12 protein-coding genes are annotated in these 12,414 nt (G+C 51.6%); 9 read left to right on the top strand and 3 right to left on the bottom strand.

Features of this window, described 5'->3' with window-relative positions:
* Positions 1-3: 3 nt before the first annotated feature.
* The 9 genes from murC to mutT all read left to right on the top strand — a co-directional run bounded on the left by murC (position 4) and on the right by mutT (position 10,768).
* Complete coding sequence (gene murC, locus ACKI5T_RS08615; RefSeq protein ID WP_235134741.1) at positions 4-1,479, top strand: UDP-N-acetylmuramate--L-alanine ligase; 1,476 nt, start codon at positions 4-6, stop codon at positions 1,477-1,479.
* Positions 1,472-2,392 (top strand): D-alanine--D-alanine ligase, encoded by a 921-nt coding sequence (locus tag ACKI5T_RS08620; RefSeq protein ID WP_407437041.1) that lies wholly within the window; start codon positions 1,472-1,474, stop codon positions 2,390-2,392. Before murC ends, ACKI5T_RS08620 begins: the two co-directional genes overlap by 8 nt.
* A 1-nt stretch (position 2,393) precedes the next feature.
* On the top strand, positions 2,394-3,236 hold the full coding sequence (gene ftsQ, locus ACKI5T_RS08625) for a cell division protein FtsQ (protein WP_012016048.1): 843 nt from the start codon (positions 2,394-2,396) through the stop codon (positions 3,234-3,236).
* Positions 3,233-4,489, top strand: coding sequence for a cell division protein FtsA (gene ftsA, locus ACKI5T_RS08630; protein WP_012016049.1), 1,257 nt, complete (start codon positions 3,233-3,235; stop codon positions 4,487-4,489). The genes ftsQ and ftsA overlap by 4 nt, the downstream gene beginning before the upstream one ends.
* 112 nt (positions 4,490-4,601) lie before the next feature.
* Positions 4,602-5,753, top strand: a complete 1,152-nt coding sequence (gene ftsZ / locus ACKI5T_RS08635; RefSeq protein WP_006173842.1) for a cell division protein FtsZ — start codon at positions 4,602-4,604, stop codon at positions 5,751-5,753.
* A 101-nt stretch (positions 5,754-5,854) separates the two neighbouring features.
* Entirely contained in the window at positions 5,855-6,772 is a 918-nt protein-coding gene (gene lpxC / locus ACKI5T_RS08640; protein WP_012016050.1) for a UDP-3-O-acyl-N-acetylglucosamine deacetylase, read from the top strand.
* 276 nt (positions 6,773-7,048) lie between these two features.
* On the top strand, positions 7,049-7,552 hold the full coding sequence (gene secM / locus ACKI5T_RS08645; RefSeq protein WP_407437044.1) for a secA translation cis-regulator SecM: 504 nt from the start codon (positions 7,049-7,051) through the stop codon (positions 7,550-7,552).
* Between the two features lie 60 nt (positions 7,553-7,612).
* Entirely contained in the window at positions 7,613-10,318 is a 2,706-nt protein-coding gene (secA, locus tag ACKI5T_RS08650) for a preprotein translocase subunit SecA (protein WP_407437047.1), read from the top strand.
* 57 nt (positions 10,319-10,375) lie between these two features.
* Positions 10,376-10,768, top strand: a complete 393-nt coding sequence (gene mutT / locus ACKI5T_RS08655; RefSeq protein WP_407437049.1) for an 8-oxo-dGTP diphosphatase MutT — start codon at positions 10,376-10,378, stop codon at positions 10,766-10,768.
* A 42-nt stretch (positions 10,769-10,810) separates the two neighbouring features.
* Here mutT and yacG read toward each other — a convergent pair whose 3' ends face one another.
* The 3 genes from yacG to coaE are packed head-to-tail and all read right to left on the bottom strand — an operon-like array spanning position 10,811 to position 12,378.
* Complete coding sequence (yacG, locus tag ACKI5T_RS08660) at positions 10,811-11,005, bottom strand: DNA gyrase inhibitor YacG (RefSeq protein WP_407437050.1); 195 nt, start codon at positions 11,003-11,005, stop codon at positions 10,811-10,813.
* A gap of 9 nt (positions 11,006-11,014) precedes the next feature.
* Complete coding sequence (gene zapD, locus ACKI5T_RS08665) at positions 11,015-11,758, bottom strand: cell division protein ZapD (RefSeq protein WP_407437051.1); 744 nt, start codon at positions 11,756-11,758, stop codon at positions 11,015-11,017.
* A complete protein-coding gene (gene coaE / locus ACKI5T_RS08670; protein WP_407437052.1) occupies positions 11,755-12,378 on the bottom strand; it encodes a dephospho-CoA kinase in 624 nt (207 codons plus the stop codon). Before coaE ends, zapD begins: the two co-directional genes overlap by 4 nt.
* Positions 12,379-12,414 lie beyond the last annotated feature (36 nt).

Consider the following 12,414-nt stretch of genomic DNA (forward strand, 5'->3'; position numbering starts at 1 on the left):
AGAATGAATACACAACAACTGGCGAAACTGCGTTCAATCGTGCCCGAGATGCGTCGCGTCCGGCACATCCACTTCGTTGGCATTGGCGGCGCAGGCATGGGCGGTATTGCCGAAGTTCTGGCTAACGAAGGCTATCAGATCAGCGGTTCCGATCTGGCGCCGAACCCTGTTACGCAACAGTTGGCGTCGCTCGGGGCGACGATTTATTTCAACCATCGTCCGGAAAACGTACGTGATGCGAGTGTGGTCGTGGTGTCTAGCGCGATCTCATCTGATAACCCTGAAATCGTAGCGGCACATGAAGCGCGCATCCCGGTGATTCGCCGTGCAGAGATGCTGGCAGAACTGATGCGTTTTCGTCACGGAATTGCAGTTGCGGGCACGCACGGCAAAACGACGACCACGGCGATGGTGTCCAGTATTTATGCGGAAGCCGGTCTCGACCCGACGTTCGTCAATGGCGGTCTGGTCAAAGCAGCTGGTGTGCACGCACGTCTGGGCCACAGCCGTTATCTGATTGCGGAAGCAGATGAAAGCGATGCGTCGTTCCTGCATCTGCAGCCGATGGTGGCGATTGTCACCAATATCGAAGCCGACCATATGGACACTTACCAGGGCGACTTTGAAAATTTAAAGCAGACATTCATAAACTTTCTGCACAATCTGCCGTTTTATGGTCGTGCGGTAATGTGTGTTGACGATCCGGTTATTCGCGAGCTACTGCCACGCGTCGGGCGTCAGACAACGACTTATGGTTTCAGTGAAGACGCTGACGTGCGTGTGGAAAGCTACACGCAAACCGGTGCGCAAGGGCATTTTACCCTGGCGCGTCAGGACAAAGAGCTGCTGCACGTGACGCTTAACGCGCCGGGCCGCCACAATGCGTTGAATGCCGCTGCTGCTGTTGCGGTGGCAACAGAAGAAGGCATTGAAGACGACGATATTTTACGTGCGTTAGAGAGCTTCCAGGGGACCGGACGTCGTTTCGACTTCCTGGGTGAATATCCGCTGGAGCCCGTCAACGGTAAATCCGGCACAGCGATGCTGGTCGATGATTACGGTCACCATCCGACCGAAGTGGATGCGACGATCAAAGCGGCCCGTGCAGGCTGGCCGGATAAAAATTTGGTTATGCTTTTCCAGCCGCATCGCTATACCCGTACGCGCGATCTGTATGACGATTTCGCCAATGTGCTTTGCCAGGTGGATGCGCTACTGATGCTGGATGTCTATGCCGCTGGCGAAACGCCGATTCCGGGCGCGGATAGCCGTTCATTGTGCCGCACGATTCGCGGTCGCGGTAAAGTTGATCCGATTTTGGTCTCCGATCCTGCTCAGGCCGCTGAGATGCTGGCGCAGGTATTAACGGGTAACGATTTGATTTTGATACAGGGTGCGGGAAATATCGGCAAAATCGCACGTAACTTATCTGAAATCAAACTGAAGCCGCAAACCTCAGGGGATGAACACCATGGCTGATAAGATTGCGGTCCTGATGGGGGGCACCTCTGCGGAGCGCGACGTTTCGCTCAATTCCGGCGCAGCTGTTTTAGCTGGTCTTCGTGAAGGTGGCGTTAATGCCCATCCTGTTGATCCAAAAGACATTGATGTAACGCGTTTGAAAGATATGGGCTTTGATAAAGTCTTTATCGCGTTACATGGTCGCGGCGGTGAAGACGGTACTTTGCAGGGCTTGCTGGATTTAATCGGCATGCCTTATACAGGTAGCGGTGTGATGGCTTCCGCAATTTCCATGGATAAACTGCGCAGTAAATTGCTGTGGCAGGGGGCGGGTTTGCCTGTGGCGCCGTGGGTTGCAGTGACGCGTCGCGAGTTTGAATCAGGCCTGGAAGTTGGCGTTAATCAGCGTATTGAACAGCTGGCGTTACCGGTTATTGTAAAGCCCAGCCGTGAAGGCTCAAGCGTGGGAATGTCCAAAGTCGATAAAGCGGGGGATTTATCCTCTGCCTTAGCGCTGGCATTTCAACATGATGAAGAAGTTCTAATTGAAAAATGGCTTGGCGGTCCAGAATTTACCGTGTCGATGCTTGGTGAAGAAATTTTACCGTCAATTCGCATCCAACCGGCTGGAACCTTCTATGATTATGAAGCGAAGTATCTCTCTGATGAGACGCAATATTTCTGCCCAAGTGGTCTGGAAGCAGAACGTGAAGAAGAATTAAAGGCCCTGGTGCTTAAAGCCTGGACTGTTTTGGGTTGCCGTGGCTGGGGGCGGATCGATGTGATGCAGGACAGCGACGGACAATTTTATCTGCTGGAAGCCAATACCTCGCCGGGTATGACCAGCCACAGTCTGGTGCCAATGGCCGCACGTCAGGCCGGGATGAGCTTCTCGCAATTAGTTGTTCGTATTCTGGACCAGGCGGGCTGATATGTCTCAGGCTGCATTGAACACGCGGAACCGTGAAGAAGAAGAGGAATATTCATCTTCAGGGCGGAGTAATGGAACGCGTCTTGCAGGGATTATTTTCCTGCTGGGTGTGCTGTGTACCGTGTTTATCAGCGGCTGGATGGTGTTGGGCTGGATGGAAGATGCGCAGCGGTTACCTCTCTCAAAACTGGTGTTGACCGGGGAGCGGCATTACACACGCAACGACGATATTCGCCAGTCAATTCTGGCTCTGGGGCCGCCTGGGACATTCATGACTCAGGACGTCAACATCATTCAGAGTCAGATTGAACGTCTGCCATGGATAAAACAGGCGAGCGTAAGAAAGCAATGGCCTGATGAATTGAAGATTCATCTGGTTGAATTTGTGCCGATAGCGCGTTGGAATGATCAGCATATGGTTGACGTAGACGGAAATTCGTTCAGCGTCCCGGCCGATCGTGTTAGCAAGCAAAGTTTACCGATGCTGTATGGCCCAGAAGGAAGCGAAAACGAAGTGCTACAAGGTTTTCGTGAAATGGGTCAGGTGCTGGCTAAAGACAGATTTACGTTAAAAGATGCAGCAATGACCGCTCGTCGCTCGTGGCAACTGACGTTAACGAATGGGATTAAGCTTAATCTTGGTCGCGGTGACACGATGAAGCGTTTGGCGCGTTTTGTAGAACTTTACCCCGTTTTACAGCAGCAGGCGCAGACAGACGGCAAACGGATAAGCTACGTTGATTTGCGCTACGACTCAGGCGCAGCAGTCGGCTGGGTGCCGGCTCCGGTTGAGGAACCTAATCAGCAACAGAATCAGGCACAGGTACAGGCAGAACAACAATGATCAAGGCGACGGACAGAAAACTGGTAGTTGGACTAGAGATTGGCACCGCGAAGGTTGCCGCTTTAGTAGGGGAAGTTCTGCCCGACGGTATGGTCAATATCATTGGCGTGGGCAGTTGCCCTTCCCGTGGTATGGATAAAGGTGGGGTAAACGACCTTGAGTCGGTGGTGAAATGCGTACAGCGTGCCATCGATCAGGCAGAGTTAATGGCAGATTGCCAGATCTCCTCCGTATATCTTGCGCTTTCTGGTAAGCATATCAGCTGTCAGAACGAAATTGGGATGGTGCCGATTTCCGAAGAAGAAGTAACACAAGAAGACGTTGAGAATGTTGTGCACACGGCAAAGTCGGTGCGCGTGCGCGATGAGCATCGTGTCCTGCATGTCATCCCACAGGAATATGCGATCGACTATCAAGAGGGTATTAAAAACCCCGTCGGTCTTTCCGGTGTGCGTATGCAGGCAAAAGTGCATTTGATCACCTGTCATAACGATATGGCGAAAAACATCGTCAAAGCCGTTGAACGTTGTGGCCTGAAAGTAGACCAACTTATTTTTGCAGGATTGGCGGCCAGTTATTCGGTCCTGACGGAAGATGAACGCGAACTGGGCGTTTGTGTGGTCGATATTGGCGGTGGAACAATGGATATCGCCGTGTACACTGGTGGTGCCTTGCGTCATACCAAAGTGATCCCGTACGCTGGGAACGTCGTGACAAGTGATATTGCCTACGCCTTTGGTACACCACCGAGCGATGCAGAGGCGATCAAAGTTCGTCACGGTTGCGCATTGGGTTCTATCGTGGGCAAAGATGAGAGCGTTGAAGTGCCAAGCGTAGGCGGGCGTCCGCCGCGTAGTCTGCAACGACAGACTCTGGCAGAGGTGATTGAGCCGCGTTACACCGAGCTGCTTAACCTCGTCAACGAAGAGATTTTACAGTTACAAGAACAGCTTCGTCAGCAGGGCGTGAAACATCATCTTGCGGCGGGGATTGTATTAACCGGCGGCGCGGCGCAAATTGAAGGTCTAGCGGCCTGCGCGCAGCGAGTGTTCCATACGCAAGTTCGTATTGGTGCCCCGCTGAATATTACCGGTTTAACGGATTATGCTCAGGAGCCGTATTATTCAACGGCTGTGGGCCTGCTTCACTACGGGAAAGAGTCCCATTTGAGTGGTGAAGCGGAAGTGGAAAAGCGTACGTCAGTCGGGTCGTGGGTCAAACGACTCAATTCCTGGCTGCGAAAAGAATTTTGATTTTTTAAAGAGACCGGAGAAAATTAGCGGTCTCAGGCGACAGGCACATACGCGAAGTCCTTCTAAACGTTTTTACAGCGTGAAGGATGAAGTGTAAAAACGGAGAGAAACCATGTTTGAACCAATGGAATTAACCAACGACGCGGTGATTAAAGTCATCGGCGTCGGTGGCGGCGGCGGTAACGCTGTTGAGCATATGGTGCGTGAGCGCATTGAAGGCGTTGAATTCTTTGCAGTCAACACCGACGCACAGGCATTACGCAAAACGGCTGTAGGCCAGACTATTCAGATCGGTGGTGGTATCACCAAAGGTCTGGGCGCTGGCGCTAACCCAGAAGTGGGTCGTAATGCAGCAGAAGAAGACCGTGAAGCACTGCGTGCTGCGCTCGATGGCGCGGACATGGTGTTTATTGCAGCGGGCATGGGCGGTGGTACCGGTACTGGTGCAGCACCCGTTGTCGCTGAGGTCGCTAAAGATTTAGGTATTCTGACCGTTGCAGTTGTGACTAAGCCTTTCAATTTTGAAGGCAAGAAGCGCATGGCATTCGCGGAGCAGGGTATCACCGAGTTGTCCAAACACGTGGACTCTCTGATCACGATTCCGAACGACAAACTGCTGAAAGTCTTGGGTCGCGGCATCTCTCTGCTTGACGCCTTTGGCGCAGCAAATGACGTATTGAAAGGCGCAGTCCAGGGTATCGCTGAACTGATTACTCGCCCTGGCCTGATGAACGTTGACTTTGCAGACGTGCGCACTGTGATGTCCGAAATGGGCTATGCGATGATGGGTTCTGGTGTGGCGAGCGGTGAAGACCGTGCAGAAGAAGCGGCTGAAATGGCCATCTCTTCCCCACTGCTGGAAGATATCGATTTGTCGGGTGCGCGTGGCGTGCTGGTCAACATTACCGCTGGCTTTGACCTGCGTCTTGATGAGTTCGAAACGGTGGGTAACACCATCCGTGCGTTCGCTTCAGATAACGCGACTGTGGTTATCGGTACTTCCCTTGATCCTGAAATGAACGACGAACTGCGCGTGACTGTTGTTGCAACCGGTATTGGCATGGACAAGCGTCCAGAAATTACCCTTGTGACGAATAAACAGACTCAGCAGCCTGTCATGGATCGTTACCAGCAGCACGGTATGGCTCCGCTGACTCAAGAGCAGAAACCAGCCGCTAAAGTGGTTAACGATAATACGCCGCAAACCGCGAAAGAACCGGATTATCTGGATATCCCAGCGTTCCTGCGCAAGCAAGCTGACTAAGAATTGGCTGGAATTTGGGGATTTTCGCTCTTTGTGCTAAACTGGCCATCCGTTAGTGATATACACTTTCGGTTGGATAAGTAATTTGGCGAGATTATACGATGATCAAACAAAGGACACTTAAACGTATCGTTCAGGCGACTGGCGTCGGTTTACATACCGGCAAAAAAGTCACACTGACGTTGCGCCCTGCGTCGGCCAATACCGGGGTCATCTATCGTCGCACCGACTTGAATCCACCGGTAGATTTCCCGGCTGATGCCAAATCTGTGCGTGATACTATGCTCTGTACCTGTCTGGTCAATGAGCATGACGTGCGGATTTCTACCGTAGAGCACTTGAATGCCGCCCTCGCGGGTCTGGGTATCGACAACATTGTTATTGAAGTCGATGCGCCTGAGATTCCGATCATGGATGGTAGTGCTGCTCCGTTCGTTTATTTGTTGCTGGACGCTGGCATCGAAGAACTGAACTGTGCGAAGAAATTTGTTCGCATTAAAGAGACGGTTCGCGTTGAAGATGGCGACAAGTGGGCTGAATTCAAACCGTTTAATGGTTTCTCGTTGGACTTTACCATCGACTTTAACCATCCAGCGATTGATGCCAGTACCCAGCGCTATGCGATGAACTTCTCTGCTGATGCGTTTATGCGTCAAATTAGTCGTGCCCGTACTTTCGGTTTCATGCGTGATATCGAATATCTGCAGTCCCGTGGCTTGTGCCTGGGCGGCAGCTTCGATTGTGCCATCGTTGTTGACGATTATCGCGTACTGAACGAAGACGGCCTGCGTTTTGAAGATGAATTCGTTCGTCACAAAATGCTGGATGCGATTGGCGACCTGTTCATGTGTGGTCACAATATTATCGGTGCATTTACCGCGTTTAAATCCGGTCATGCATTGAATAATAAGTTACTGCAAGCTGTCCTGGCTAAACAGGAAGCTTGGGAATATGTGACCTTCGAAGACGAAGCTGAATTGCCTCTGGCATTCAAAGCTCCGAGCACGGTCCTGGCGTAACGGTAACAGCCGTTTCGTAAAATCGACTGGTTAACCTGGTACTCTCTCCGGCCAGGAAGACCAGTCGTTTTTGTTTCTACAGTTGTGTCGTAATATCCTGCCTGATGTTTGCCCTGCCAGAGCACAATATGTTCGTGCGTTCGCTGCATTCTTGACCGTTTTTACCTGCTGTTGTACGTCATTCCTGCTGCTGTGTTCGAGCTTTAATGGTAATATTTGGGCGCTAAAATAATTTTAGGTAAGCCACTCACGGCTTATCTTGCGATGGTGGACTCATTGAGCGGAATTCTAACGCGCTGGCGACAATTTGGCAGACGTTACTTTTGGCCGCATCTCTTATTAGGGATGGTTGCGGCGAGCTTCGGCTTGCCTGTACTCAGCGCAAATGCTGAAACGGTCACACCCGCTAAGACCAACACCGCCCGACATGATTTATCCACGCGAGTCAATTTTACCAACCTCGCGCTGTTGGAAGCCACGCGTCGCCCGAATTTCACTGTCGACTACTGGCATCAGCATGCAATCCGCACTGTCATTCGTCATCTCTCTTTTGCGATGGCACCGCAGGCAATGCCTGTTGCACAAGAGTCGCTGCCTGTTCAAGCGCAGCACCTTGCATTGCTGGATACGCTCAATGCTTTGCTGACTCAGGAAAGTAAGCCGCCTGTCATTGTCCGTCAGCAGACAAACATCACTTTCATTCCCCATGCCGCTTTCTCTGTCTCTGCCTGGATTAGCCAGGTACAGGGCATCCGCGCCGGACCCCAACGCCACAGCTAAATTAACCTTTTTTCAATACCTTAATTTATCTGCCCATCATGGGGCGTGTGAGAATTTATTATGTTAATCAAATTATTAACCAAAGTTTTTGGTAGTCGTAACGATCGTACCCTGCGCCGCATGCGCAAAGCCGTCACCGTCATCAATGCTATGGAACCGGAGATGGAAAAACTCTCCGACGACGAGCTGAAAGCAAAGACCGTTGAGTTCCGCGCACGTCTGGAGAAAGGTGAAACAGTAGAAAGCCTGATTCCAGAAGCATTCGCTGTGGTTCGCGAAGCGAGTAAGCGTGTGTTTGGCATGCGTCACTTTGACGTGCAGCTGCTCGGCGGTATGGTGTTGAACGAACGTTGCATCGCTGAAATGCGTACCGGTGAAGGTAAAACCCTGACCGCAACCCTGCCTGCCTATCTGAATGCACTGTCCGGCAAGGGCGTACACGTCGTGACCGTCAATGACTATCTGGCGCAACGTGATGCGGAAAACAACCGTCCGTTATTCGAATTCCTGGGCATGTCCGTCGGTATCAACATGTCTGGTTTACCTGCACCGGCTAAGCGTGAAGCCTACGGCGCGGATATCACCTACGGCACCAATAACGAATACGGCTTTGACTACCTGCGCGACAACATGGCGTTTAGCCCAGAAGAACGTGTACAGCGTAAGCTGCACTATGCGTTGGTTGATGAGGTGGACTCCATTCTGATCGATGAAGCGCGTACCCCACTTATCATTTCTGGCCCAGCTGAAGATAGCTCGGACATGTACCGCAAAGTCGACAAAATCATTCCGCATCTGATTCGTCAGGAAAAAGAAGATTCCGACACATTCCAGGGCGAAGGTCACTTCTCCGTGGATGAAAAAGCGCGTCAGGTGAACCTGACTGAGCGCGGTCTGATTCAGATCGAAGAGCTTTTGGTTGAGCAAGGCATTATGGAAGAGGGTGAGTCACTCTACTCCCCAACCAACATCATGCTGATGCATCACGTTACCGCTGCACTGCGCGCGCATGCTCTGTTTACCCGCGATGTGGATTACATCGTCAAAGACGGTGAAGTTATCATCGTTGATGAACACACCGGCCGTACCATGCAGGGTCGTCGCTGGTCTGATGGTCTGCACCAGGCGGTTGAAGCCAAAGAAGGCGTGGATATTCAGAACGAAAACCAGACGCTGGCTTCTATCACTTTCCAGAACTATTTCCGCCTGTATGAAAAGCTGGCCGGTATGACCGGTACTGCTGACACCGAAGCGTTTGAATTCAGCTCCATCTACAAACTGGATACCGTGGTTGTCCCGACCAACCGTCCAATGATCCGTAAAGATATGCCGGATCTGGTGTACATGACCGAAGCGGAAAAAATTCAGGCGATTATCGAAGATATCCGTGAGCGTACTGCAGCAGGCCAGCCGGTTCTGGTGGGTACGATTTCCATTGAGAAGTCCGAGGTGGTTTCTCATGAACTGGATAAAGCAGGGATTAAGCACAACGTTCTTAACGCCAAATTCCACGCCAAAGAAGCGGATATCGTTGCACAGGCGGGTTACCCGGCAGCAGTGACCATCGCGACCAACATGGCGGGTCGTGGTACCGATATCGTGCTGGGCGGTAGCTGGCAGTCAGAGTTGGCTGAGCTGGAAAACCCAACTCCTGAGCAGATTGCGCAAGTTAAAGCTGACTGGCAGGTGCGTCACGATGCCGTGTTGGCCTCCGGTGGTCTGCATATCATTGGTACTGAGCGTCACGAATCTCGCCGTATCGATAACCAGCTGCGTGGGCGTGCGGGTCGTCAGGGTGATGCCGGTTCTTCTCGCTTCTACCTGTCTATGGAAGATGCGTTGATGCGTATTTTTGCTTCTGACCGTGTGTCAGGCATGATGCGTAAACTGGGTATGAAACCAGGCGAAGCCATCGAACACCCATGGGTGACCAAAGCGATTGCCAATGCACAGCGCAAAGTAGAAAGCCGCAACTTCGACATCCGTAAGCAACTGCTTGAATATGATGACGTTGCTAACGATCAGCGTCGTGCAATTTATACTCAGCGTAACGAACTGCTGGATGTAACTGATGTGAGCGAAACCATCAACAGCATTCGTGAGGATGTGTTTAAAGCGACGATCGATGCCTACATTCCGCCACAATCGCTGGAAGAAATGTGGGATGTTGAAGGTCTGCAAGAACGTCTGAAAAATGACTTCGATCTCGAACTGCCGGTCAAAGAGTGGCTGGACAAAGAGCCGGAGTTGCATGAAGAAACCTTGCGCGAACGTATTCTTGAAAACGCGATTGAAGTTTATAAGCGTAAAGAAGAGGTCGTCGGCACCGAGATGATGCGCCACTTCGAGAAAGGCGTGATGCTGCAAACGCTGGATTCCCTGTGGAAAGAGCATCTGGCGGCGATGGACTACCTGCGTCAGGGTATTCACCTGCGTGGTTACGCGCAAAAAGATCCTAAGCAAGAATACAAACGTGAATCCTTCGCGATGTTTGCGACGATGCTTGAATCACTGAAATACGAAGTGATCAGCACCCTGGGTAAAGTTCAGGTTCGCATGCCGGAAGAAGTAGAAGCAATGGAGCAGCAGCGTCGTGAGGAAGCTGAGCGCCTGGCGCAGATGCAACAACTGAGTCATCAAACTGACGAAAATGAAGCGGCTGAGGCGATTGCTGCCCAAACGGGCGATCGCAAAGTGGGTCGTAACGATCCATGCCCTTGCGGTTCCGGTAAAAAATATAAGTCGTGCCACGGCCGTTTAAGCTAAGCACAAAGTAAATCGAAAAGGCGCAGATCTCTGCGCCTTTTTTATGGGTATAACACTATGAAAGTACTGCAAATTTCCGTCGGGATTATCCGTAATCCGGTAAATCAAATCTTTATTACCCAGCGGGCGGCCGATGCCCACATGGCGAATAAACTGGAGTTTCCTGGCGGTAAAATAGAAGCGGGTGAAACACCTGAAGAGGCGTTAGTTCGCGAGCTTCAGGAAGAGGTTGGTATTACACCGTACAACGCGACATTATTCGATAAACTCGAGTATCAGTTCCCGGACCGTCACATCACGCTGTGGTTCTTTATGGTTGAGAACTGGGAAGGTGAACCTTGGGGGAAAGAAGAGCAACTCGGGATGTGGGTTGAACAAGGCGCACTGGAGGCTGACAAATTCCCGCCAGCCAATGAACCCGTTATTACCAGACTGATTCAGGGCGTGTAGACCTGCTAACCCGATTGCCAGCAGGTCCAGCGAAGAACATAACTACTTCTGTTCTTCGCTCCAGTCATCGCTATCTGACAGGCTACCCTCGCTCGGGATGCGTTTCTCTTCTGCCGCCCATTCACCCAGATCGATGAGCTGACAGCGCTTACAGCAAAACGGGCGAAACGGACTGATTTCACCCCAGACAACAGCTTTGCCACAGGTCGGGCAATTCACGGTAATCACTTCAGACATTGGCACTCCTTAACAGCAAGCCAGTTCAAAATCGAGACGTTCCGGCACGCTTCCGTTCTCGCTATCCAGCGGCATAAATCGAATCGCAAAGCGGCTTTTATGGCCTGAAATTTGCGGATAAAGCTGATCGCCGAGTAAAAGTTGCAGTCGCAGCAGGTCGGCATCATCGCCATTATCCTGATAAAAACCGTTTAGACTGGTTTGCTTGCGAAACGGTGCTGAGTTGCGAACAAGGTCAAGAATCAGGGTCAGCGCTTGATTCATCGGCTCGAGGCTTTCCATCCAGCTTTTTACCTGTGCATCACGCTGTTCTTGCGGCATATGCAGCCAGATGTGCAATGTCGGCAGATCAAAACTACAGCATCCGCCCGGAATACTCAGTCGCTGGCGCACCAGCCCAATCAACCGATCTTCTCGCAGAAACTGCCCAACGCGAGGGGCGGCCATAAGTATAGTGCTGCTTTGCTTCAGCTGCAGGCGGATTGAATCGATACGGTTCTGATCGACGCCCGGGACTTCAGCCCAACCCTGCAATTTTCGCTGCTGGCGTTCGAGTTCTTTGAGCAACTCTGTGCGAACGTCGCCCCGCTCAATAACATCCAGCAGGTCGCCAACGTTGCGGAAAAAATGCAGCGCGGTCGCGTGCTCGGCGATCGGAAGATGAAAAGACATCTGCTGAATGAGAAATTCGATGCGCAGCCAGGTGCGCATTTTCTCATTCAGCGGGTGTTCAAAAAGGATATGAGAACTCATTGTGTTTTGTCCTGTGCTGCGGCCTGCGCGGCATATGTCAGATAGTGTGCGTGCAGGCGGGCAACATCCGATGCAATTGTTTCGGGTGCGCCGTTATTATCAATAACGTCATCTGCGACGGCAAGTCGTGCTTCACGCGTTGCCTGCGCAGCAATAATTTGTTCAGCATGTTGGCGTGTGACGTTATCGCGCAACATTGTCCGCTGAAGTTGTGTTTCGGGTAACACATCGATAACCAGAATTCTGTTGGCTTTATGCTGAAGCTGATTTTCGACGAGCAACGGAATAACCCATAAAACATACGGCGATGTTGCCGCAGAAATCTGTCGCTGAGTTTCCCGGTGAATCATGGGGTGAAGAAGTGCATTGAGCCAGGTTTTTTCTTCCGGTCGAGAAAAAATGCGCTCGCGCAACAGGCGTCTGTTCAGGGTGCCGTCACTGTTAATGATGTCCTGGCCGAAATGCGCCTCAATAGCTCTTAAGCCGGGGGTGTGAGGCTCAACCACCTGTCGGGCAATGATGTCAGCATCAACAATCACGATACCCAAGCGTGAGAAAGCGTCAGCAACAGTGCTTTTACCACTCCCGATGCCGCCCGTTAACGCAACAATGTACCCCATTAAACAAAATCCTGGGAAGTATTAATCATTAAAATC

The sequence above is a fragment of the Lelliottia sp. genome, from assembly GCF_045627565.1.
GTDB lineage: Bacteria > Pseudomonadota > Gammaproteobacteria > Enterobacterales > Enterobacteriaceae > Enterobacter.